General features: G+C 50.5%; 21 protein-coding genes and 2 pseudogenes. 12 read left to right on the top strand and 11 right to left on the bottom strand.

Annotated elements, in window-relative coordinates:
- Positions 1-223 (top strand): hypothetical protein (locus PHE17_RS17935; RefSeq protein ID WP_301017284.1); only part of this gene is annotated, 223 nt, incomplete at its 5' end.
- Between the two features lie 43 nt (positions 224-266).
- Here the strand turns inward: PHE17_RS17935 and PHE17_RS17930 are convergent.
- On the bottom strand, positions 267-479 hold the full coding sequence (locus tag PHE17_RS17930) for a hypothetical protein (protein ID WP_301017283.1): 213 nt from the start codon (positions 477-479) through the stop codon (positions 267-269).
- Between the two features lie 479 nt (positions 480-958).
- Here PHE17_RS17930 and PHE17_RS17925 point away from each other — a divergent pair, with 479 nt between their 5' ends.
- Positions 959-1,093 carry a hypothetical protein gene (locus PHE17_RS17925; protein WP_301017282.1) on the top strand — a complete coding sequence of 45 codons (135 nt, stop codon included), beginning with the start codon at positions 959-961 and terminating at the stop codon, positions 1,091-1,093.
- Between the two features lie 488 nt (positions 1,094-1,581).
- Here the strand turns inward: PHE17_RS17925 and PHE17_RS17920 are convergent, their stop codons facing one another.
- Positions 1,582-1,863, bottom strand: coding sequence for a hypothetical protein (locus PHE17_RS17920; RefSeq protein WP_301017281.1), 282 nt, complete (start codon positions 1,861-1,863; stop codon positions 1,582-1,584).
- 230 nt (positions 1,864-2,093) lie between these two features.
- A complete protein-coding gene (locus PHE17_RS17915; RefSeq protein ID WP_301017280.1) occupies positions 2,094-2,411 on the bottom strand; it encodes an H-NS histone family protein in 318 nt (105 codons plus the stop codon).
- Between the two features lie 250 nt (positions 2,412-2,661).
- Here PHE17_RS17915 and PHE17_RS17910 point away from each other — a divergent pair, with 250 nt between their 5' ends.
- Positions 2,662-3,222 (top strand): C40 family peptidase, encoded by a 561-nt coding sequence (locus PHE17_RS17910; RefSeq protein WP_301017279.1) that lies wholly within the window; start codon positions 2,662-2,664, stop codon positions 3,220-3,222.
- Positions 3,223-3,252: 30 nt separating this feature from the next.
- Here the strand turns inward: PHE17_RS17910 and PHE17_RS17905 are convergent, their stop codons facing one another.
- The 6 genes from PHE17_RS17905 to PHE17_RS17880 all read right to left on the bottom strand — a co-directional run bounded on the left by PHE17_RS17905 (position 3,253) and on the right by PHE17_RS17880 (position 7,762).
- A complete protein-coding gene (locus tag PHE17_RS17905; RefSeq protein ID WP_301017278.1) occupies positions 3,253-3,489 on the bottom strand; it encodes a hypothetical protein in 237 nt (78 codons plus the stop codon).
- A gap of 439 nt (positions 3,490-3,928) precedes the next feature.
- Complete coding sequence (locus PHE17_RS17900; protein WP_301017277.1) at positions 3,929-4,051, bottom strand: hypothetical protein; 123 nt, start codon at positions 4,049-4,051, stop codon at positions 3,929-3,931.
- Between the two features lie 96 nt (positions 4,052-4,147).
- Positions 4,148-4,396, bottom strand: a complete 249-nt coding sequence (locus PHE17_RS17895) for a hypothetical protein (RefSeq protein WP_301017276.1) — start codon at positions 4,394-4,396, stop codon at positions 4,148-4,150.
- A 1,141-nt stretch (positions 4,397-5,537) separates the two neighbouring features.
- Positions 5,538-6,395 (bottom strand): formylglycine-generating enzyme family protein, encoded by an 858-nt coding sequence (locus PHE17_RS17890; protein WP_301017275.1) that lies wholly within the window; start codon positions 6,393-6,395, stop codon positions 5,538-5,540.
- A gap of 543 nt (positions 6,396-6,938) precedes the next feature.
- On the bottom strand, positions 6,939-7,169 hold the full coding sequence (locus tag PHE17_RS17885; protein WP_301017274.1) for a hypothetical protein: 231 nt from the start codon (positions 7,167-7,169) through the stop codon (positions 6,939-6,941).
- 299 nt (positions 7,170-7,468) lie between these two features.
- On the bottom strand, positions 7,469-7,762 hold the full coding sequence (locus PHE17_RS17880; RefSeq protein WP_301017273.1) for an antibiotic biosynthesis monooxygenase: 294 nt from the start codon (positions 7,760-7,762) through the stop codon (positions 7,469-7,471).
- Between the two features lie 476 nt (positions 7,763-8,238).
- On the opposite strand from PHE17_RS17880, the gene PHE17_RS17875 reads away from it, so the two are divergent.
- From PHE17_RS17875 to istA, 4 genes and pseudogenes are all read left to right on the top strand, one after another.
- A complete protein-coding gene (locus PHE17_RS17875) occupies positions 8,239-8,451 on the top strand; it encodes a hypothetical protein (RefSeq protein ID WP_301017272.1) in 213 nt (70 codons plus the stop codon).
- Positions 8,448-8,759, top strand: coding sequence for a hypothetical protein (locus PHE17_RS17870; protein ID WP_301017271.1), 312 nt, complete (start codon positions 8,448-8,450; stop codon positions 8,757-8,759). The genes PHE17_RS17875 and PHE17_RS17870 overlap by 4 nt, the downstream gene beginning before the upstream one ends.
- Positions 8,734-9,138, top strand: a complete 405-nt coding sequence (locus PHE17_RS17865; protein ID WP_301017270.1) for a transposase family protein — start codon at positions 8,734-8,736, stop codon at positions 9,136-9,138. Before PHE17_RS17870 ends, PHE17_RS17865 begins: the two co-directional genes overlap by 26 nt.
- Before the next feature lie 238 nt (positions 9,139-9,376).
- Positions 9,377-9,949, top strand: a pseudogene (gene istA, locus PHE17_RS17860) (IS21 family transposase); the annotation flags it as partial.
- Between the two features lie 19 nt (positions 9,950-9,968).
- Here the strand turns inward: istA and PHE17_RS17855 are convergent.
- Positions 9,969-10,166: pseudogene (locus tag PHE17_RS17855) on the bottom strand (IS110 family transposase); the annotation flags it as partial.
- A gap of 395 nt (positions 10,167-10,561) precedes the next feature.
- Between PHE17_RS17855 and PHE17_RS17850 the strand changes: the two are divergent.
- Genes PHE17_RS17850 through PHE17_RS17840 form a run of 3 tightly spaced genes read left to right on the top strand, consistent with a single transcriptional unit; the run spans position 10,562 to position 12,254 of the window.
- Entirely contained in the window at positions 10,562-11,311 is a 750-nt protein-coding gene (locus PHE17_RS17850; protein ID WP_301017269.1) for a hypothetical protein, read from the top strand.
- Positions 11,308-11,928, top strand: a complete 621-nt coding sequence (locus PHE17_RS17845) for a response regulator transcription factor (RefSeq protein ID WP_301017268.1) — start codon at positions 11,308-11,310, stop codon at positions 11,926-11,928. The genes PHE17_RS17850 and PHE17_RS17845 overlap by 4 nt, the downstream gene beginning before the upstream one ends.
- Positions 11,928-12,254 (top strand): hypothetical protein, encoded by a 327-nt coding sequence (locus tag PHE17_RS17840; RefSeq protein WP_301017267.1) that lies wholly within the window; start codon positions 11,928-11,930, stop codon positions 12,252-12,254. Before PHE17_RS17845 ends, PHE17_RS17840 begins: the two co-directional genes overlap by 1 nt.
- Here PHE17_RS17840 and PHE17_RS17835 read toward each other — a convergent pair.
- Positions 12,147-14,534, bottom strand: coding sequence for a hybrid sensor histidine kinase/response regulator (locus tag PHE17_RS17835; RefSeq protein ID WP_301017266.1), 2,388 nt, complete (start codon positions 14,532-14,534; stop codon positions 12,147-12,149). The two genes, PHE17_RS17840 and PHE17_RS17835, sit on opposite strands and share 108 nt — an antisense overlap.
- Positions 14,535-14,782: 248 nt before the next feature.
- Here PHE17_RS17835 and PHE17_RS17830 point away from each other — a divergent pair, with 248 nt between their 5' ends.
- Both PHE17_RS17830 and PHE17_RS17825 read left to right on the top strand, forming a co-directional pair.
- Positions 14,783-16,546, top strand: coding sequence for a ShlB/FhaC/HecB family hemolysin secretion/activation protein (locus tag PHE17_RS17830; RefSeq protein ID WP_301017265.1), 1,764 nt, complete (start codon positions 14,783-14,785; stop codon positions 16,544-16,546).
- A 9-nt stretch (positions 16,547-16,555) separates the two neighbouring features.
- A complete protein-coding gene (locus PHE17_RS17825; RefSeq protein ID WP_301017264.1) occupies positions 16,556-24,304 on the top strand; it encodes a hemagglutinin repeat-containing protein in 7,749 nt (2,582 codons plus the stop codon).
- Positions 24,305-24,490: the final 186 nt, after the last annotated feature.

Below are 24,490 nucleotides of genomic sequence, written 5' to 3'. Positions count from 1 at the left end.
GGTTGGGGCGTATGGTGCGGGTACAAAAAAAGACAAAGCCGCCGCACGCCTGAAATATGCGCGGAAGGTCTGGAAGGTGTTGGACAGGCAAGTGGCGCAAGGTTTGGGGAAGCAACCGGAACCTGAGCCTGTGGCAACAATCGCGGCTGATGCTTCACAGCAGCCCAAACAGGCGGTGGTGGTACGCCACCAACGTGGGATATTGGTGGTGGAGTTGGAGTGAGGTGAAGGCAATAAATATCAGGCATCCCTGTGCTGTCCTGCCGTTAGAGTGCTTCGCTGATTTCCGTATGTGCCTTCCTCAATGCATCCAACAACGTTTGTGCCTGCTCGTGGTGTTGCCACACTCGCTTGCAGTCGCCAGCGTCTGAGGCTATCTGCGCCTCCCTCAGATGGTTGAGGAGGTCTCCCTCTAGCATCAGGTACATAGCCCTGTGGATGTGCCTGTGATCCCTATTGTGGGGAGTTTTCCGCATCATGGCGTTCCCTTCCTATTTTATTTGGGTGTCTATGGCATAACGGTGTGGCTGGATGAAATGACTAATAATAGCGCAAATCAAGCATAACACCAGAACTGCTGACCACAAGTATGGCAATAAAAACACAACCGCCCACGGTGGAACAGGCGCTGCCACCAGCGCGGTGGTTGGCGGCGTGAGGAAGCCCCACAACGTGGGCAAGGGGCGATATGGGTTCGGGTTGTCATGGTTCGGGGGTAGTTACTTGGCTGTCTAATATAGCCGGAAGTATGGCTGCCCCCCGCTTTGGTTGGTATTCCCCTATTGGGTATCTGCCAAATCCCGATAAATCACCGCAAGAACCCAAGTATGTGTACGCATCTTCAACACTTAATGGCAGGTTTACCAGTCAGTGGCAATATCGACTATACCCGGATAGATTGGTTTTTGACCACGTTGTAACATGCAATTTAGGGTGAAGGGATATAGGGGGAATTTACATGAAACAGGTCATGGTTGGGCTTGTCATCATTTTATCAGGCTGTGCGACTACCAAAATGGCGATGGATGCTTGGTTGGGGCATCAGGAAACAGAACTAGTGTCACGCTGGGGAGTACCGCATTACAGTATGTAAGTAGCCGAGCTGAAGTTTTCACACATTCCATGAGCGTAACTCGTTGAATCTTCATGCTGCGAATGCACGAAAACTTAGGCTCATGTACTTACACGCGGTACGGTAAGCATGTCCTTACATGGCAAACAAACTGGGGGCAAGCTGGTCAGCATACATGCCGCCGCACTTTCACGGCTGACTGCTATGGGACGATCATTTCCTAGGGCAACAATGGTTGTGCTTGGTAAAATCCCGGCAGGTAGGGGGAAAGCCATCAGCGCCCAGCATTTTGTCATCGGGCAGCTACTTCCCCCCGCCCGTCAAAGCGGTGGCGATACCGAAGAAATCAGGTGGGGGGCGGTTATTAGGGATGCCGACAGTGAACGACTGTATCGCCCAAACGGTAGTCAAGCTCGAATTTGAACCGCAGGCGGAAGCGTGCTTCCTGCCTGACTCCTAGATGGAAGCCGTAAATGGCAGTATGAACATACCGCCTTCGACTTTCTTGGCTACACCTTCCGGCGGTGCGTGTGTAAGAGCAACAGGCGGGACAGCCTGTTTTTCAACTTCACACCAGTGGTCAGCAAGGGCGGCATCAAGGTAATGCGGTTGAAGGTCAGCAAGTAGCGTGTCCGGCTGAGAACAGACCTGAGCATTGAGGAAATAGCCACATGGCTCAATCCGAAAATAAACGGGTGGATACCCGGTCGGCTTTGTACAGCATGTGTCGGCACGTCAACAAGGCGTTGGTCAAGTGCGGTGTTTTTCAAGGTAGTTGTCGCAAAAATCATGCTGCCTCCCTCACTTTTTCCCACCCTAAATGCGGTGGCTTGCGGCAGTTTTGTGCTTACTGGATCAAGAGGTGAAGACCAAAACGAAAGAAACCGCTAACCCGGCTTGCAACAAGTTAGCGGCTTCGCAGGTAGGAGGCGTCTTTGCGGTAGCTTTGTTGCCTGCAAGATAACTGTAGCACAAGAATATGGGAACAAACCCATTGGCGTTGCCCGCTTGGGTTCCTGCTTTAGATAAGGCAAGCTTCCAAGCTACCGCCTGATTCCAACAATGCCACAACCCAGAGTGGTTTCCTGCCGCGCCCACTCCACGTGTCCATTTGATTGTCCGGGTTCCGGTATTTCGTGGGGACTGCCGGGCGTTTCTTGCTGGAGGTTGCCTGCATGACTTCCTCAAGGGTAAAACCAGCCTTTTCTGCCATCGCCTCAAAGGTTTCGCGCAAATCCAACAATTCTGATTCACGGCGGCCTTCAATAATGCTGTCAATGCTTCCCTTTAAGGCGGCAAGTTCAGCAACGCTTAGGGATGAAATATCAATATTGCTCATTCATTCTGCCTCTTTTCTAAACAGTGCAGCAATATGTCAGGGCATAGGGTCAAATGTCAATTGCGTTAACCCGTATTTACCCTTACCGGATTATCAATCCATGCGCTGCATCAATGCCGTTTTGAAAGCAAGCCCCCGTGAACAGTATTGTTAGCCATCAGTTCCGTGGTCAATTAAGAGGACGATAGCGTTTGTATTGTGCGGCATCTTGGCTAGATTCAGGTAAAGGATCGAAGGTCAAGGAGTATGCATGATGTACAAGACTACCCCCCCAACAACACAAGGGGGAAAGCTGGTGTTTGCCCTGTTGGTTACAATTGCCGGGTGCAGCACGGGTGTTAGCCAACCACCCGGCAAAACCGCCAGCCCCCACAAAGCTGCCCATATCCGCTCAACGTCTGCCAAACCGTACCCCACCCTTATCGACAGGATTGTCTGGAACGCACAAAAGCAGAAAGGCAAGATGTACAAGTGGGGCGGCACTAACCCCACTGCGGGTTTTGACTGTAGCGGGCTGACCCAATACGCTTTCAGGCAAGGTGCTGGCGTCCAAATACCCCGCACGGCAGCAGACCAGTATGGGGCAGCGGTTAAGATACCCGCAGCACAGGCAAAGAAAGGGGATGTGGTGTTCTTCCGCACCCATGGGCAGCAGGTCAGCCATGTTGGCCTGTATATTGGGCAGGGCAAGTTCGTCCATGCCCCCCGGACAGGCAAGGCCATAACGACCAGCAGCTTGAGCGGTTATTGGGAAAAGCATTTGGTCGGTTTTGGGCGCATTCCGGGGGTATGCCGCCCGGTATTATCCTGACAGCAAAGGGTGCAAACGAAGCCGCAAGTTTCAGGAGGGTAGCGGGGGCTGCGCTGTACGTACCGCCGCCACACCCACTTTTTTCAGGTTAGCACCATCAGCGCGAACCGCATCAGTCCTACCGCAACGGTGGTGGCATACCGCTGCGGCAATGACTGCTTCCTTTTTTGCCTTTCCCAGTGCGTCCTTCAAGTCATTGATTTTCTGTTCTAAGTGTTTTATTTGTTGTTGCAGTTCTGCTATTTTTTTAGTCCCGAGCACGTCCATAGCATTGTCCCTCTTGTTTCCCCATAGTCTAACCAAAAAATCACCACTGCGTAATATCGCGCCAGCACTATCCTACCCATCCCCAGGGAATGGCCCTTTTATTCATCTGGCCAGAAACTTAATGCCAGCTTAATGAGCTATAATCTATGGTTGATTTTTGGACTATCAGGAGAACATTAGAATGAACAAAATAGCAGCACAACCCCTGATGCATACTTCCCCACTCAGCCCTTATTTTGTGGCTAATGTGGCAGCCTGCCCAACCTGCAATGGTTTTGTCAGGCGTTCCAGCCCTGCTTGGTGGCAGCGCTTGTTAGGGGATCGCCGGGGCAGATTCCATTGCCGCCAATGCGGGGAACACTTTTACAGGCAGGGATAAACCCTGCCTCAACGCTTAGGGGGAACCATACTGCGGTGACTTGGCAACCATTGGGTTTCGTCAATGGTCAATCGCCTTTTCAATTTCTGGCGGCAACGTCTTGCGCCCACGTCCTGCGTAAGCTGAATAGCCAACTGCCAAAATGAGCATAGCGAAAATAAAGATATTCACGAAAGCATCCATAATCCACATCCACAGGCCAAAAAAACGACAAACTGACACGAGTATAGTCAGCGCCAGCCCAATGTGATGAAGAACTAAGCAATATTTTATCTAAGTTTACGTATCCTTTACCACCGCCGCCTTTTCAGCACGCTGGGCGATGCCATTGTTAAGGCTGGCAAAGAAATCATTCAGGCTGCCGCACTCCCTTCCCGGTATTTCCGATAAAGCTGCTAGCGTCTTGACACCCCCAACATTTGGCAGATGCCCACTACTGGTAGGGATACCGGCAGGCTGGATTTTTGTTGTTTGGTAAAGTGAACGCAGTTTCTCACGGAACGTTTGTCCAACGGTAAGTTTGGTCATGTAAATACTTCCTTATATTTCTGATGATGTTTTTTTAGAAATTTATCAGGAAATTATTTTTATTGGTTCAAAGTGTCATCAACCTGACGCCAAACCCTACCGAAGAAATACGTATAGGGCGACGGCAGCGCATAGTTTAGGGCAATATCATGGCGACGGCTGGGCATCCGATGCCCTGATGGGGCTTTAATGCTGCTTGTGCAAGCCTCCATCACTTAAGGGTTTACGCCTGCAATATAATTTGTATATAATTTAATCAGCATCAGCGCCCTGTAGGAGGGGATGGCTCCCGGTAGGTACTTGCCCCATCGGTTATAAGCTATAATCATGCTGAGCCTACTAATAAATATATAAAACAAGCCAAAATAAGGAATAAATCATGAAAAACAATGCACAACTAGCCACTCCAGTAAGCAACCGGGAAATGGAAAAGCGGCTGGCAAGTTTGTACAAACGCGGGGATGCAGGTGCCATGCGCTGGATGATGAGGGTGATAGCATCACAACTCCCCCCTGTTGCGGCCCCACACCCAGTAGCTTTATCTGGTTAATTGCCACGAAATAGCGCTATACACCCGTCGTGAATGCTGATGGGCTTCAGGTATCCTGATCGGGCGTGAAAATGGTTGCCGGGGCGGGCATCCCCGGCATAACCTAATAAGGCAGCAACAAATCCGGGAAAGGCAAGGATCGTACTGCTTGCTTTCCCTCAATACGCAAAACCCACTACGGGGCTTGGGTCTCCTGCCTATTTTTATTGTCATCACATTGGCACGCAATTGAATGTAGGCCGGATAAGGGATTTTGTTATGCCCATTTGCGGAATAGATGAAACTTTGTTCAATTGGCACAGTGCCATGGGCGGAAGTGTGTAAGTGCCGGGGGACATCAGGGACTGGGCATAACTGCCTCCCCAAAAACGGCAGCTTAGCAGGGGAAACTGCCTAAGCTGCTGAAGGTTGAGGGTGTGGTAAACCACATCGTTTTTGTTATTTTGGAAGGAGTAAATGGAAGCGCGGCAGGATACGCCCTACCCTACCAAGCGACAATTGCTATTGACCAATCCATTGATATTTGTCATTTACCCCAGCAACAGGCCACCCCAATGGGGCTGTGAAAAGGCACGGCATTGTGCCCATCTTTTATGGGTTTGTCTTGGCGAGGCGGAAGCCAACGTAGCTGCTAAGGTATTCAGGCGTGTTGTAGTTGCGGCTGGCGGCACGTAGGAACCATGGCCCGTTGTCCCATGACCCGCCCCGGAATACATGCGGGGCAGCCGCATCGCTGGGGCAAGTACGGGCACTGCCATCGTTTGGGGCATCCTTATAGCTGTTTACATAACAATCCTCCACCCATTGGGACACATTGCCCAGCATGTCATACAGGCCAAACTGGTTTGGCGCAAAACTACCCACCTCAGAGGTGTACTCCCATTGGTCTTTGCCACTGGCCTCCCCTCCGCAGCAATCCCCCTTACCGTAGTTGGCAAACTCATGGCTAGCTTGGTTGCCCCATGGATAGGTTGTGGCAGCCCCCGCCCTTGCGGCATATTCCCATTCTGCTTCCGTTGGCAGGCGGTAGGTTTTACCTGTCATCCTGTTAAGCCATTGGATATAGGTGTGGGTGTCCCCCCAAGTGACATTGAGCACAGGCCGGTTGCCCCTCCCCCAGCCAACGTCATCCACATGGGGGCAAGCGTTTGCTGCCTCACAGGCATCCCACTGTGCAAACGTCACATCAGCCGTAGCTAACTGGAAGGCACTGATACGGGTTTCATGCGCGGGCTTTTCATCATCGCTACAATTGCCAACCCCATTATCACGGTCTGGTTTGCAACCCATCGTGAAAGTGCCTGCTGGGATTGTCACCATCCCCGGCTCAATGGGTACAACGGGGAGTGCTGACGGGGGTTGCCCGTCACTGGCTGCTTGTGCAAATGGCAACAAGGGGAACAATAGGAGCCATAGAACCAACAACAGGGGGGAAGCCTTGGATGTCATGGGGATTCTTCTGCGGGGGTGGGTTATGTTGCTTTCTTTTTTAGCACCATTATAAACATCTTGCAAGCCGCATGACCCCGTAAGCACGGCGCTATCTGGGCCAGCATTCAAGGCTGGGGGGGACAGTGTTTTTCAAGACGGTCGTCGCCAACAGGACAAAGTAATTGGCGCGGGATGGCAATCCCCATTAATGCCTGCTGGCAGACAAAAAAAGGGGCACAGGCAGTGAGTCCGTACCCCAAAGGGTTAAAATAATCGGCGGGGCTTCAATGGATGTTGGATATGTTGGCTTCAGTTCGTGACGGGTGATGCCGGTGATGGGCTTGCACCGGCATCGTGTCACTGGACGGTAAAAGTGGAGTACCGCCCAATTCCCTCTCTATCCAAGATGTAGGAAGCCAGTTAGGGAAACTTCCATGTTATTTTGTCATTCCCTTGGTTGAGAATTGAATGGTAGAAAAAAATCAGGCTTATGGATGGCATTTGCCTGATTTTTTATGTTTCATCCGAAAGTACCGGGTCATCAGTGGTGCACCGTGTTTATCAGGGCCAGTTGTGGGGGAGACTCTTCCGGGAGACCCGCAATTCAACGCTGATGGACAGCAAGGCATTCCCGGAGGTGTCGCTGACAAACACTTGTACCAGTGTCCCGCTCCCGGTTGTCACTGCCCCGACGTTGGTGGTCAACCCGCCCCCCGTAGGGAGGCCGGAACGCCCACGCAGCAGCGCGGCAATCTCACCCGCCATTTCGCCCAATGCCTCTTGGTCTAACACATCCCCTCTCATGCGCGGATTATAAGCACATGATTGATTGTTGGGCAATTCCTATTCTGGCCTAGTCACCAAAAGTAAAAGGTCAACAACAACAGTACAAAGTTGGCTGCGATCACTAATAGGATTATTTTTATATCTTTCGTCATGGGGGTTTCCTCGTTTGGGGACGAAGATAGCCAACGGCGGCAACACCCGCCAGCCTATTCTGGAGCCAGCCGACCAACGGCAAACGGGGCTGACTGGCTCCCCCCTTACTGTCCCCTGACAATAACCCCATGACATGCATGGGCGTACCAAATTCAAGCCGGACAAATCCCAATATACCCCACGCCTTGGCGGGGCTGCGCCATCATCCCAGCCACCGTGTCACGCCACTGCGCGTAATGCGCAGTAGTCTTGTGGGCAGCAGCATCGGCAGCCGTTGCATAAGCTTCGTACAGTACGAACCGGCAGGGGTCATCGGCTGATTGCAGGATGTCGAAACGGTGGTTGCCCGGCTCTTGCACCGACTGTTCGTGGTTGCTGCGGCAGGCAGCGATGAAGGCATCAAGGCAATCAGGCTTGACATGGACATGGACAAGGGTGGTATGCATGGGTGTGGCTCCTGTTATTTGCTTTATGGCGCTTGCTCCTGACAAAACAGGCTAGGACTGTCGTGACACGTACTAAAGAGCAGATGATTTTAGCGGATTTTACAATTTCGGGGGATGGGTAAAGTTAGCCTTGATCAGCAGGGGGCAAAAAGAGAATTGCGGCAGCATATGCCCTTTGCCATTCTTAGCCCTTTCTGGGTAAGTCCTCTTCCTTTAATTCCCCCTTCCCTTACAAGCCCTTTTACCCTTTCCTTTTTACTTCACTGGAGGAGTTTAGGGTATACCGGCAATGCCAAGGCATTCGACATCAGGCGGAAATGCTTGTCTGAATAGTAAAGCCTGCACTGTTGTTGCTGCACATTAGACATTATTCCAAAATCCCGTACTTGTCCCCCAATCAGCGAATTGTTTGAAAAATCAACGGAAATGCGCTACAACCTATGATCAATGATCTTCTCCAAGGGAACGGGACACTCATGGCAGAGTACAGCTACAACGCCATCAAAGGCAAGGCTAAAACCTTCCGCGCCATGACAGGCATTGATCTGGGTGAATTCAACAAACTGTTGCCGTATTTTCACCGGGCATACACGGCACAGTTAATTGTTGACGGTCATGACAGTGAAACAAAGCGTGGTCGCCCCGGTAATTTGGCAACGATAGAAGATAAGTTATTCTCTATTATTTGAAGGCTTACCCGCTGCAAGAAGTGCTGGGTTATTCCTTCAACCTGTCACAAGGGTTAGCCAACCGCTGGATACATCGCCTGTGCCCCGTTTTGCAGTCGGGCTTAAAAAGCATGGGACATGCCCCAGCGCGGCTACCGGAAGAGGTATTGGAGCGCCTTTCCCATGAAATGCCGCAAGCCCTTGGGTTGGACGCAACAGAACGCCGCATCCAGCGTCCGGTTGATAGGGGTGTGCAGGAGGAATATTACAGCGGAAAAAAAATTCCATTCAGTGAAGAACAACGTGATAGCAGGCTTGGAAGACCGTGAAATCAAGTATTTGGGTGAAACGCGGCGCGGCAAAGACCATGACAAACGTATCGCAGATGAGGAAGGCGTGAAAGTGCCGGAAGGGTATGAGGTTTACCGTGACTTAGGTTATCAGGGGCATGATCCTGGTGACGGGGCAGTTGTCCATCAACCCAAGAAAAAGCCACGGGGTAAGCTATTGAGCGATAAGGATAAGGCGCATAACCGCGCCATTTCCAGCATTCGGGTGGTCATTGAGCATGTGAACAGCGGCATCAAGCGGTGTCGGTGCGTCAAGGACATCTTCCGCAATTACGTGGAAGACTTTGATGATTTAGTGATGGAAATCGCTTGTGGGTTGCACAATTTGCATACTGCCATGCGAATCCGAAACTATTGAATCTATCTATTTATCAATAAGTTGTATTTTTGAGATAATGTCTATTATGTATTTGATTATCTGCAAATTGCCAACCAGTTATTGAATTTGGTACGCCCTTCCCCATGCTTGCGAGGGCGATGTCACCACCGATATAAAACTGACCCACCCCATCAATTGAAAACTGACCCACCTCCTACAATGACCGCCCTGATTGACCCAACAGAGGAGCAGGGTGGTGCTGATACAGGAGCGTTATATGGAGATCACAATATTGCACCGACAAGGGTATGGAACCCGCCGTATTGCCCGCGAACTGGGCATATCCCGCAACACGGTGCGGGAGTGCCTGCGGCACGGTGACGGGTTGCCGCGCCGTTACTGCCGCCGCGTGGGGCGGGAAGCCAAACTGGCGGCATACCACGGCTATTTGACGGAAAGGGTGAAGCAGGCACAACCGCACCGCTTACCCGCCACGGTGTTGCTGGGTGAGATACGCCAGCAAGGTTACACGGGTGGTGTGACCATGTTGCGGGTATTTTTGCAGGGCTTGTACCCGGCGTTGCCAGTTGAACCCGTGGTGCGTTTTGAGACGGAGGCGGGCTTGCAGATGCAGGTGGATTGGACTGTATTGCAAAGCAAGCCGGTACGGTTGTCGGCATTTGTGGCGCCGCTAGGTTATTCGCGTGCTTACGTGGAGTTTGTCAGCGATGAACGTCTGGAAACGTTGCTGGCCTGCCATGTGGCGGCGTTTGGATGGTTTGGCGGCGTGCCCAAAAAGGTGCTGTACGACAACATGAAGACGGTGGTGCTGGCACGGGATGCGTATGGCGAAGATACCGTCTTGCCAGTCAAACATTTTGATAGCTTGGCTGGTAGTTTTGTTGGGTTTTCACGACCCCGAAGCAGAGGTGAACCAGTTTACGCATAGCCGCACCCAATGCAGACATTTTGGTCTTTCCCCGTGCCAGCAGGCGTTCATAAAGCGCCTTGACATGGGGGTTGTACCGAACCGCGACCACCGCAGCCATATAGAGTATTGCGCGGATATGTAGTGGTAGCAATACGTCGGATAGCTTTTGAGTGGTCGAAAATAGGTTGGATGCCTGCTAGATGATCTGGATACGCCCGACAGTAGTTCCGGGTCAGCCTGCAATACACTTAGTAAGGGGTTCAGAATCTCATCACCGTGCAAATTTTTCATTGACATGGCTTCAGAGCTAGGGTGCGGCGATATTTGACCGAGAACTGCTGTGCGCCCGATATTATGATCTTGTGCTTCATCACGGGAATTCCCGAAGAACAAAAATGGCTGGTATGTATTTGATGGCTGATTATATGCCATGTTTTTGGTAGACTCCGCGTCAAAATGCCAATGTGATGGTGTTTTGATCATGAGATGTGTTCTGTATCGAGAAGGGACTTTAATTTGAGGGTCATATCAATGCCCTGCTACGTGGCAAGTGCTCTTGTCTTGGGCTTTTCTGGGGTCGTCAATGCTGCCGACATAAGTACGGTGCGTCCCCAAAAGCCTTTTGGTATTTCCTATAGTATGGATACCCAGCAACAAGACCTCCGGTTGTCGGCGCTGGCGTTGAGCAATCCCCTACTTGCGCCCTTGGTTGCCGCTCAGGGGCAAATTCAAACCCGCAGCGACATCCAGTCCACGGGGATTAAGGCTGATTATTGGATTGCCCCCCACGTCAATGTTTTTGCCGCTGCCAATAAAATCACTGGGAATGTTATCGTGAAATTCCCCTCGCTGCCTAGTTTTGCGCCATTGCCGGACGTGACCATTAACGCGGATGGCACGACCTACAATGCGGGGGCAACAGTGGTGGCGGGGTCAGACAAACTGTTTGGTGCGTTGACGTATATCCATACCACCTATACCGCTGATGCCAGCGGCAAGACGGATACCAGCCAAACGCTTATTCCCAGTGTTGGACGGGGGTTGGGTGATGGCACTATTAACCTTGGGTTGCTTTATCAGAAGGCAGAAGCCCATTATGCCGGGCAGATGAATGTCCCCTTGTTGGGCAGTGTAACGGCCGACGTTACTGCCGAAAACAAACACAATGCCAGTTGGTTGGTTTCCTACCGCACCCATTTGGGAAGTGAAACATACCTGCGCACCAGTGCCGAATTGGGGGAGCGTGAGGGTATCCATTTAGAAGTGAGTAAACGCTTTTGATCAAAGTATTACTGGCAGATGACCACGCATTGTTTAGGGAGGGGCTAGCCATGGTCTTCAATGCATTGCTTCCACAAATGGAATTGTATCAAGTCAGCACATGGGGGGAAGTGCGTAGCACTTTGCAACAACGTTCGGTTGATCTGGCGTTGCTGGATTTATCCATGCCCAGTGAGTGTGCTTGGCAGGAAGAGTTGCCGCGTTTGTGTCAGCAATATTCCACGGTAAAATTTTGCATACTGTCTGCGTGCGCAGTACCTCAGGTGATTCAAGAAACTTTCCAATTGGGGGTTAAGGGTTATATCACCAAACTGATGGATATTGAGGAAATGCAGGCCGCCTTGGTGAAAATCATGGCAGGTGGTATCTACTTTCCACCCCAATTTTTCCCCGCCCAAGCTGCCGTTCCTGCTGCTAGCCCACCACTATTGACACGGCGGCAGCAAGAGATTGTCACCTTGCTGGCACGCGGCAATAGCAATAAGCAAATAGGCTTAACGTTGGGTGTGACGGAGAATACGGTTAAACGGCATGTTTATGACCTTTTCAAAGTGCTGAATGCCACAAATAGGGTTGAAGCGATTGAGGCTTCGCGGCGTAGGGGACTTATCGCCTGATGACCCTGAGCGGAACAACAGTACCATTAAGCCTGAAAAACGCCCTCGGAGGCAGGCTTAACCAACAACAATTAGCCATTTTCATGCGTAAGGCTATCCCGGAACTGAAGCGGGATTATGCGCAGCTTTGTCTGCATCTGGAAAACCAGCAGTGGGTGGAAGCATCAAAGGTCGCACACCAGCTAAAAGCCATCGTCAAACTGCTGGGCATGGATGAGTTACTGCCTTACCTGCAAACCGTTGAAACGGCTGCTGCTGAGGGTATCGACTCCCAACACTTGGCAGATGCACTCATACAACTCGGGGTACTCAAACGGCTTGCTTAGGAACGCATCCATGCCCGCCGCCCGCCCTGCCTGTTCAATCTGCGGCAGGGTATGGGCGGTCAGGGCAATGATTGGCAGTTTACGGTTGCGCCCGTAATGGCGTACCCACCGTGCCACTTCAAAACCGTTCATCCCCGGCATGTTGATGTCCAGCAGCAACACGTCGATGTCCTGCTGCCCCAGTTGCAGCACTGCTTCTTCCCCGCCCGGCGCAAATTCGACTTCAGCACCCATATTGCGAAGCATTTCCCCGCCGACAAAGCGGTTTGTTTCTGAATCATCCACCACCAACACCCGCAAGCCCGGTGGCAGGTGAAGTTCCGTCATTGTCTGTGCGTCCGGTAAAATACTTTCGGCGGAAACCAGCCCCAGTTGCACCTCGAAGGCAAAGCGGCTACCTTCCCCAACGGTGCTGTCAACGCTTAGCCGCCCGCCCATGGCTTCCACCAATTGTTTACTGATCGCCAGCCCCAAGCCAATGCCTTCCTGCCTTGCCGTGCCTACCGCCCGGATTTGGGAAAACGGCTCAAACAACTGCTCCAGCTTGTCTGCGGCAATGCCAACGCCGGTATCCGTGACCTCACAACGCACCTTCACCATTCCGGCCCCCACCGCCGAATTGACTTGCACGGTAAGTGTCACCTCCCCGTAGTCGGTGTACTTGATGGCATTGCCCAGCAAATTGACCAGCACTTGGGAAAAACGCACCCGATCACCCACGACGGCCACCGCAAGACTACTATTGCAGTCAGCATTATTTGCCAAAGTCAGTTCCAGCCCTTTCTGGGTGGCTTGTTGCCCCAGTAGCCCGATAACGGCATGGACGGCAATATCCAAGCGGAAGGGCTGCGCTTCCAGATGGAACGATTGGTTGCCGATCTTGGCGAGGTCAAGCACGTTACCCACCAACTGCAACTGGTAGCGGGCAGTGCGGTTCAGGCGCTCCACATAGTCTGCGGCAATCCCCCGCAGCGGTTGCAGCCGCAGCAATTCCCCCAAGCCGACAATCGCGTGTAAGGGGGTACGTAATTCATGGCTCATCGTCGCCAGAAACTCATCCTTGACCTTGTGTTCGGCTTCGCTATGTTGTATCCGTTCCCGCAAGCCACTGACGCGCAACATCTGAATCCATGACACCAAGAACATCAGGATCAAATTCGCCACGGCAATGCTTAGGTCGTGGGAAGTGTCCCAGCGGTTGTTATTGAAGGCGAGTGCCCACCCATTCCCCATCTGCAACAACAGGGCAGCGAGGTAGCTGAGGAAAAAATACGTGGCAATCTTGTTGCCCCGCTGCGCCAAGACCGCCCCGACACCCAAGTTCAAAAAAAATACTGCGGCGGTAATCCACACGATCAGTACAGTCCCCCCCGGAATGGCTCCAATAACACCGATCAGGGCAAGGACAAGCCACGCCAGCACCTGATAGAGCCTGTCCAGACGGGGGAGGTGCTGCTTAATGTCCAGCAAGACGCGGCTGAACCACAGCAGAGAGGCATCGCCCAGTAATGCCGGGGTGGTAAAAAAATAGGAATGGGTATTGCCCAAAAAGGCGAGGCTGGCAAAGACTGGGTTGGTGCGGTGGATGGTCGCCATCACCATCAGGATATTGAACGCGAACAAAAGGTAGCTGGTTTCGCGCAAGTTGAAAAACATCAGCAGTTGGTAGACCGCCAGCATTAGCATGGTGACATACAGGCTACCCAGCCACAGGTGTTCAGCAGCGCTGCGTTCCAGTATCGCACTGCTGGACAAAAATTCGATGGGAAGTTGGAGGATGGCATCGCCGTTGGTGGCACGCATGTAGACATCGAAGGTTTCGCCCTTGGGCAAATCCAGCAACCATGCCCTGCGCCGGTAATCGTCCAGCGGTTTGGCGTAGCGGGCGGTAGTCGTGGCATTCCCCGCTTGCGGGCTACCGGATGGAAATAGGTACAAGTCAAACTCATCGCCCAATAGTGCATCCAGCCGCAGATACCACTTTTCGCCAGTCTGGTTGATCACGGCAAAATGTACCCACCACGCGGAACGGGTGCGCCCGAAGTTCAGACGGTCGTTGGTGTTAGGGGTGAAATGGGCGGCAGTGGCGGGGGAGATGATTTGTTGCAGTGTCAGGTGGCGGGTGGGGTCTTCAAGGACTTCCGCAGATTTTGCCGCCGATAGTGACAATGTATGCGGGGTAAGCACGACGGGGGGCAGATTGGTCGCTACGGCAACGTTCAAGGCAAAGCAGCCCAGTAACAAGCACCATGACCAGAGAGTAGCTTTTGTCTTGCGCACTGCATCATCTCTTGGGGAAAGGTTAATGCCCAGTATATCAATGATGATCTCAGAGAACAGGAAATTTATGGGAACTATTGCTCCCCTTTGGCGGAAACTACAACTTTAGTTGTAATCGCTGGTACTTAATGCTTATTTTTCATTCAATGTGAATTTGTTAGAATTATGGAATCTATAGAAACAATGAATAGCATTCTCCTCGGCAAAGGGGAGATTCAAAATACAGCAGGATATAAGCACTAATATTTATGAACAACAGAATAATCCCGCAGAAGGGTGGCTTTCCTATCAATCCCCGCAGTTTTATCAGATGCTTTTTTATGGCGAGCCTATTAATTCCTACGATTACTTGGGCACAAACCCAAGCAGATGTTGACGCAGCACAACGTCAGTCAGAGATAATTCAGCGTCAAGAACAGGAACGGCTACGGCGTGATCAAGAAGAAGTCCGGCAACGGACTGAACGTGTCGATGGCATAGATACTAAAACATTACAACCGAAGATTGAAGTGCCAGCCATCGGTACATCTTGCCGTACTATTAGTAATGTTGTTATCAATAATGCTCCCAATCTTACCCCTTCGGTACGCCGACGTATTGCCGATGAGTTTAGTGGTCGTTGCCTTAATGCGGGTGATATTGAGCGCGTAATGGCTGAAATTACTAAGGATTACATTGACCGGGGTTATATCACCGCTCGTGCCTACCTTCCATCACAAGATTTAAGTAAAGGTCATCTTAAAATTCTTGTTGTTGAGGGGGTTCTAGGGGAAATTACAATAGATGATGATAATGCCAATAGCGTTTCAGTTAATAATGTATTTCCAAATCTCGAAGGAAATTTATTTAATTTGCGGGATATAGAGCAGGGTGTTGATCAGATCAATAGGCTCTCTTCTAATAATGCCAAGATCGACATCCAACCCGGAGAAAAGCCGGGAGTGAGTAATTTGGTAGTTCATAACCAACCCAGTTCTCCTTTTCATTTTAATATCGCCCTAGACAACCAAGGTTCTGAATCTACAGGTGCTACACAAGCTGGCCTTACTGCCAGTGCAGATAATTTGCTTGGTTTTAATGAACTGTTTTCTGCTACTCACAGGGAATCCACCCCAAGCGATCCGGGTCATAAAAATTCCAAGAGTGACAATCTAAATTTTAGCATCCCTTTCGGTTACACTACCCTGTCGATGGGTACGAGCCATTCAGAATATGCAAGCACGGTTCCCATGCCGAGTGGTCTTGCATTGGTGGCAAGTGGCAATAACAAGACTGATAATATCCGTATTGATCGGGTGATGTACCGTGATCAATCGACCCGCGCTTCATTGGCTGCAACAATTACCACAAAACAATCAAAGAATTACTTAGACGACCAATTTTTGGGGGTCAGCAGCCGTGACCTTACCGTGCTTGATTTAGATGGCAATATCAATACTAAATTTGCTGGAGGAACACTGACGCTGGATATTGGCTATGCCAAAGGTTTGAAATCAGCGGGTGCGCTACGTGACCCAGATAATTTGTTGGCTGATATGCCGCACGCCCAGTTCGGCAAGATCAAGGCTGGGATTAACTATGCACGCCCATTCAAACTCTTTAATAGGGATTTCAGTGTTACCAGTCAATTAACTGCCCAGAAAGCTGAGGACGTGCTTTATGGTTCCGAGCAAATATCCATTGGTAGCCTGTCTTCAGTGCGTGGTTCTGTCCGTAATACACTGGCGGGTGATGATGGTTACTACTGGCGCAACGAGGTATCTGTCCATCAACCGCTATCTATCGGGGGTGAAGCTGTTCCCACCCGCTTCTATGCTGGCTATGACACGGGTGAGGTGAAAAATATTGCCCCCAATATTCCACAGGGTCGCATGGATGGCATGGTGGTCGGCCTATCTGCAAAGCGGGGTAATGCCTCCTTAGACTTATTCAATACCCGCCCACTCAAACTACCTTCCTCAATGACCAAAGAATCTAGTCAGACTTGGGTCGGTATGGCGTATTCATTTTAGGAGCATCTCATGAATCATATCTATAATCTTGTCTGGAATGAAAGCCTTAGTTCTTGGGTTCCTGTTGCGGAAATAGCACGTTCCAAACACAAGGGAGGTCGTCGTTCTGCCTGCAAAGCAAGCCTTGCCGTATTGACAATTTCTGGTTTTTTGGCAACCTCCGTGTATGCTGAATTACCTGCCACCACGGTTATACCTGATGGCGGTAAAACTAATGCCTATATATCAGCTAATGGCGTACCTGTCGTGAACATCGAGACGGCAAATGCCGCTGGACTCTCCCATAACCGCTATACCCGTTACGATGTCGAGGCGAATGGCTTAGTACTTAATAATGGCAACAATGCTCAAATAGCACGTCAATCCCAGTTGGCAGGGCAAGTGATTGCTAACCCTAATTTGGTGCAAGAAGCCAGAGTCATCCTTAATGAGGTGACATCCACCAACCGCAGCACACTCGCTGGTTTTACGGAAGTGGTCGGGGGCAACGCTGATGTGATTGTCGCTAACCCTAACGGTATCACTTGCAAAGGTTGTGGATTCATTAACACTGATCGAGCCACTCTCACCACTGGCACATCCAATATTGCTGCTGATGGCAGTCTGAACGGTTTTACGGTGAACCGTGGTGACGTATTAGTGGAAGGGGACGGTGCAAATGCCAGTACGCAGCAAGTTTTTGATATTGTCGCACGATCAACCAAAGTGAATGGAAAAATTAACACAGCAGCGGGCGGTAGCCTTGGCATAACCACAGGTAAAAATGTTTGGGATTACAAGAACCGAAATGTAACGGGTACGACGGCGGGAAATGGTGCAGCCCCTTCTTATGCGGTTGATTCTACCGCGCTGGGTGGTATGTACGCAGGGCGTATCCGCATCGTTGCCACAGAGGCGGGAGTTGGCGTGCGCACATTGGGGGATGCGGCTGCCAGTGCTGATGATTTTACGTTGGACAGTGCAGGCAAAGTCGAAGTTAAGTCGGCAATCAGTGCTACTCGCGATATAAAAATAACATCAAGTTCGGACAGTGGTAGCCAAGATATATCGGTGAGCGGTGTCAATGGCAAACTGTCTGCTAACCATGACCTTGCGTTATCTGCGGCAGTGGGGGAGGTCAACTTAAACGAAGGGGAACTGTATGCAGCGAATAACCTCAACCTCACAAGCGCAACGCTGACGGATGTTTCTACCACTGGGAAAACCCGATTTGCTGGGGGTAACAATACACTGGCAACCACTGGGGCTACCAATATAGACGGCGGAACATGGGGTGCCGGAAATACACTATCGAGTACCTCAGATAGCCTTGCCATCGGGACGAAAGGAGCCACTATCTACGCCAAGGAAGGAACACTGGAATTAAAAACTACCCACAACCTTGCCTTGGCTAAAGCTAAAGTACGCTCTAAAGGGGACATGAAGCTTTCGTCCAACAATGCTGCAATCAGTACGGAGCACGGAACAGAGCAAGGTATACAAACTACGGCTGGAGACCTGACTCTGAGCGCAGCAACCGGAATCACCAATGCAGGAACAATTACTGCTGATTCGGGAAAGGTGACTGCCCGCGTTAGCGGAGCGTTAAACAATAGCGGTTCTATCCATGCGAAAACGATGCTGGATATTGCTGACCAAGCTAACGGCAGCACAGAAAGCGTCACCAACAGTGGTGTGCTGCTTGCAGACGGTGCGATGACAACCCGTGCTGCCAATATCACTAATTCTGGCTCAATACAAGCGACGACTGGAACAGTACTGAGTGCAAATAATCTGACCAATTCTGGCACTTTCATTGCATCAGATACTGCGGGAGCGGATGCGTCCCTTACTCTGTCCGGCACATTTGATAACCAGATTTCAGGCACGTTGCAGTCTAAAGGTGCGCTGACCGTTAATGCGACTGATACATGGAACAATGACGGCAAATTGCTGACACGTTCGGTCGCCAATGGAGGGAGTGCGGGCGCACTGACGTTATCGGGAAAAACGCTTATAAATAGCGGTACAATTGACGCGGCAGGCATCTCGCAACTGAGTGCAACGGGTAGCAGCGGCACCGTATTTACCAATAGCGGTATTTTGCAAGGTGTCGGTGCAATGATGCTCAATACAGAGGCGGTATTAAATAATATGGGTAGTATTATTGGTGATGCTGCCCTATCCCTTACTACGGGGCAAAGCAGCGTCAGTGTTGACAATAGCGGGCGGGTGCAATCCGGTGGGGCAATGACATTGGGTAGCACAAACCACGTTTTGGCACTCAGTAACCAGTCAGCAGGTGTTATCCAGTCTGGTGGCACGTTGGCACTGACTGCTGGTGCAATCAGCAATGCGGGAACAGTGCAGGCAGCGAGAGGTACAACGGCGAGCGGTACAACATTCTCCAATACCGGGGCTGTTGCCAAGTTCCTAAGCTCAACCACGGCAGGTTCAGAGGACAACCTGACATTTAGCGGTGCTGTTAACAATGAGGGTACACTGCAATCGGCTGGCCTCTTGGATGTCAACACTGCCAGCACCCTCAATAACAGCGGCACAATCAAAGGTACGGGCAGCGGTTTGGCACTAACTGGAACGGTATTGACCAACAGTGGCTTTATCGACAGCAGCGGTTTAACTATGCTTACCGCAACGGATACCAGTGGCACAACGATTAACAATAGTAAGCAGTTGCACAGCGACGGCGCACTCTCACTGGTAAGCGGCGGCAATGTAGTGAATACGGGTACGGGCAGCATCATCGGTGATGCGGCACTCTCCCTCATCACGGGTCAGGGCAGTTTCAACCTTGACAACAGTGGGCGGGTACAATCCGGTGAGGCAATGGCACTGGGCAGCGCAAACCATCTCTTATCGCTAGTCAATCAGGCTGCGGGGGTTTTATTCTCAAACAGAACTTTATCCCTGATCGGCAGCACCCTCAACAATCAGGGGAAAATGTACGCTAATTCTGGTACAACTTTAAACGTGGATAGCTTAACTAATGGGGGGGCAAGTAACAGTAGTGCGTTGATTTTTGGAGCGATGGACAACGGTGTCAGTAATATAGCTTCCAGAGGTATTATCAACAATTACGGGGCTATCCATTCCAATGATAACTTCACCATCAGCGGAACGGGCATTACTAACCGCGATACGGGGGGGGTGTCATCACTTAAAACACTGGGGCTGACTGCTAATACGGGTAATCTGGACAACTACGGGGCGTTGTATGCGGGTGAGCAATTGACCGCTGGTGCTACTTTGGGCAACCTGACTAATTATGTTTCCACAGGGAGGATGGACTCCTCTGGTAGCATGACGTTGACAGCAGGCAATACCTTCACCAATAACAGTGCGATCAACGCAAGCAATGATATTGCCATTACAGCCCCTGTCTTCCGCAATGAAGTTCCGGGCGGTGTCCCATCACGGTTATGGACACCAATTTCTTGGAATGCTACGTTTGATGGTGCACCTTATACGAACTGTGGGGACGGCAACCACTGTCACCACAGAGAAGGCTACACGCAACAGTACTTTGCAACGCCCCTACCTGATACTAAGCCGCAGATTATTGCCGGGCGCAATATGGGTATTACTGGTTTTAGCTCCGCATACAATACCGGGGCACTGTTGTCAGCAAGTTCTGGCAACATGACCATTAGTGGTGTGAATGGTAGCACTTTTACCAATGATGACCTTTCTCTACAAAGAATGGCTCCTTGGGAGACGTGGAGGAGGCAGGACGACGGTAACGATCCTTGGGGTACATATGATCAGGTGCGTGGCGACACCCCCCTGTCATCGTACTATGCAGCGGGGACGGGTCAGGGTGCAGGTATCTTCGCAAGAAACCTGACGGCGACAGGATTTGCGCTGGTCAACCAAAGCTCTGTTTGGGGGCCGTCAGTAGGTAGCCGTTCAGCAAGTGCGAGTACAGGTACAAGTGCTACGGGTGTAGATACCGTCAGTAGTTTAGGAATGGGTAGCAGGAACACTGTTGTGGCTGGAGCTAGCCTATCATTCGCCGGGCTTAATTTGACGTTGCCTTCCAGTCCCAATGGTTACTTCGTTGCCATCGTCAATCCGAGTGCTGAATACCTTATTGAGAGCAATCCGTTATTCAAAGTAGGGTCTGTTTTTGTCGGCTCAGACTACATGGCAAAACGTTACGGCTATAACCCGGATACTGTTATCAAACGTCTGGGGGATTCCAACTATGAGGCTTATCTGATTCGCCAGCAATTGATCCAGCAAACAGGCAATAATATGCTCAAGGGTTATGGCAGTGAAACGGCACAAATGCAACGCCTGATGGATCAGGCAGTCAAACAAGGCAAAGAATTAGGTCTTACTTATGGGAAGGCACTCAGCCCCAGCCAAAGCGCGGCTCTTAAGGAAGATTTGGTTTGGATGGAGGAAAGCATCGTTGCAGGGCAGAAAGTATTGGTTCCCCGTGTCTATCTCGCACAATCGACTAAGGACATGATTAAGACGGGTGCAGTCATTGCTGCTAACGACGTTAAGATGGATTTAACCTCACTGAGAAATACGGGTGGCACGATAGCAGGCAGTGATAAGTTAGACATCGCTTCCAAGGGTGATATAACCAACACCAGCGGCACTATCACAGGTGGAGATGTTAGCCTGAAATCTACCGAGGGCAGTATCAATAATGAAACGGTCACTTCCGGCAGTGGTAACGACAAAGAGTACAGAACCTCCATCGCTAGAACAGCAGGCATAACAGCCACAGGCAATCTTAATTTAGATGCCAAGAAAGACATCAAAGTAATCGGTGGCGATGTTGAAGCTGGTGGTGATGCCTCACTCTCAGCAGGAAAAGGTATTACTTTTGATACGATTGTGGATAAGAGTACAAGCACATCAAGAAGTGGCTCTAGTTCGTGGTTAGGAAGTTCTACCACAATCACTACTACAAGCACGGAGAAGAATGTTGGCTCTAATTTGAAAACAGGCGGTACGCTAACAACCAAAAGCGGTGGTGACACAACCATTGCAGGGAGTAATGTAGTAGCAGGCGGTGGTATGGATGTTGATGCAGGTGGTAGCTTCAATGTGCTGGCACGTCAGGACAAAACCACAACCCATACCACAAAAACCGAATCAGGATTTGGTGTCGGTGGAGGGCTTTATGGCAGTACCGCCACCACTACTGATAATTTTAAAGGCACTAACAAGGGGTCTACCATCCAAGTAGGCAGTGCTGAAGATCAGGAGACACGTATTTCGACTTTGCAATCATTGCGTGACAAGAGTAAGGAGTTGTCTTCATCCGCAGATAGTCTATTGGCACTTAAGGCCGACTACAAGAAAGCCACACCCGGTTCACCCGAAGCGGTTGCCATTAAGGAGAAATACCAAGCAGAACTTGCCACGTACAAAACACAACTTGCCGAATCCAAGGATATACAGGTGCAGCTTGATGCCATTCCATCAGGAGATTTGAAGGTCAAAGCTGAAAATTCCATGACACTGCAAGGCTCCAATTTGAACGTGGCAGGCGACGCAGACATTGATGCTAAAGAAGGTATTAACATTCTCGACGGACTGGATGAAACACGTACTACTAGCACCACGACTACCTCGACATTTATGAAGCTAGATGGTGGTGGAAGTCAGGCAGATGGCACTGCTTCTGGTAGTGCTTCTGAGACTGTTTCTGACACTGCTTCTGCCGCTGTTTCTGGTAGTGCTTCTGGTAGTGCTTCTGCTGATTACAATATGAAACTTACAGAGACAAGTACCACTAAGACTAATTCAGGCAGCAAACGTAGCGTTGCATCGAACTTGAATATTGGTGGTAATCTCCGTGCTAAAACTGATGGCACGATAACCGTTCAGGGTTCCAATGTCAGCGCAGGTGGTGACCTTGATCTTGATGCAAAAAATATTAATGTCCTCACGGGGCGTAATGAAACGTTCAGTGATACCCACACGACCACAGAATCAACGGGCCTTTACGCAAAAGGCAATGCTTCTGGTAGTGCCTCTGGTAGTGCTTCTGATACTGATTCTGGTAGTCTTTCCGGCAGTGCTTCTGGTAGTGCTTCTGGTAATGCAGCAGGTGCTGCGACCATTGGGGGGCGTACAGAGGAATCAAGGACATCTAGGTACAACCTAACTAACTCCAAATCCAGCATCAAGGCTGGTGGCAACATGGCTATTAAAGCTAAAAACGATGCATCATTTGTTGGTTCAGATATTGAGTCCGGTGGTGACATGAGCATTGATGCCAAAAGTATCAGAAATTCTGCTGCGCGGGATGTTTCTACTTCTACATCATCAAACACGCAAACTACTTCAGGACTCTATGTTGGTGCTGAGGCAAATGCCAATGGCAATGTGGATTCTTCGAGTCGCGCAGCTTCAGGAGCTGTTAACGCAGAGGCGACTGCTGGTATCCGCCAAGACCACGAATCTAGTAAAACATCAAGCCGCTCAGAAACCAGTATTACCAATACGTTTAAAGCAGGTGGTAACATTAAACGTGTAGCACAAGATACTATTCGCGATGAGGGAACGTCCCTTGATGCAGGAGGTAATATTGAACAATCTGCACGTGTGATTGAGGATGTTGCCATTCATGACACCACCGTTAAAAGTGCCAGTGCGGCTTCTTATGATGCACGACTTGGAGCTTCTTATAAATCAGGGGAAGGTTACGGCGTGAAAGGTAGTTACCAAGAATCGGGCAGCAGCAAGAATAGCGATACTAGTACCGCCGTGACCTCGAAGTACAATGCTGGTGGCAGTATTACGTCAAAATCCACCGAAAAAACAACGTTGGTTGGTACCAACTTTAAAGCGAATGGAGATGTCGATATAACGGCAGGTTCACTTGATTATCAGGATGCGAGTGATAGCACAAGCAGCACATCATCTTCAACAAACACTAATATGTCAGGGAGTGTTACGTTTAAGGGCAAAGGGGAGGTCAGTTCTAACTCCGAAGAAAGCAAGAGCAAAGATGGGTCGACCACTCGGCGGTCTGGCATCATTGAAGGGAGGAATATTACTATAAACAACGCCACTACTCCTATGGTCCCAGTTCAGGGTGTTGCTGCAAGTCAGCCTAGTGCTGTAATTGCCCCAGTTCGTGGTGGTTCTGAAAATAATATCCAGCCACCAAGTCAAGGGAGAAATATTAGTATAAACAACGCCATTACTCCTATGGCTCCAGTTCGTGGTGGTGCTGCACTTCAGCCTAGTGCCATAGACCCAGTTCGTGGTAGTTCAAATAGTTCCCCGCCACCTCAGTTCATACATCAACCACCAGATCAAGGTAGTGGTGTACCAGTGAAAGATATTGTCGGTGGTGGTCGTCCTGATCTTGATCTTGAGCGTAATCTTGAGCGTCGTCTTCTTAGTATTGGCACCGGAAAACCACCAGATCAGAATGGTGATGGACCAGATGTTAATAGTCTTGGCACTGATGAGCGTGGTCTTCCTTCGGGTCGTCCTAAGGATCAGGCTCCTAGTCCCCCACCACCACTTCAGAGTCGTGGTGTACCAGTGAAGGATGTTGTCGGTGGTGGTCGTCCTGATCTTGATCTTGAGCGTAATCTTGAGCGTCGTCTTCTTAGTATTGGCACCGGAAAACCACCAGATCAGAATGGTGATGGACCAGATGTTAATAGTCTTGGCACTGATGAGCGTGGTCTTCCTTCGGGTCGTCCTAAGGATCAGGCTCCTAGTCCCCCATCAGGTCAGGGGCGTGGGGTTCAACAAACACCACCTCTGTTCATGTAGGGTTTGCTGGCGGCATTCTTCTTGGTTGGCGGGTATCTTCCCAATGGGGAGTTTAAAATACCCGCAAGCTAGTCACCCCGTATCGTTATGCCTTGGCTAATCTAGCACAAGTTTGTGCCGCCCAAGATGACAGATTGTCGATTTTTTAGGGATAGACGGTATAAAAAGCCCTGCAAATTACGACTT

Origin of the sequence: Thiothrix sp. (assembly GCF_028714775.1) — a bacterium.
In the GTDB taxonomy this organism is placed as follows: domain Bacteria; phylum Pseudomonadota; class Gammaproteobacteria; order Thiotrichales; family Thiotrichaceae; genus Thiothrix.
Note: the sequence above shows the minus strand (reverse complement) of the source record. Positions and strands in the feature narration are given on the sequence as shown.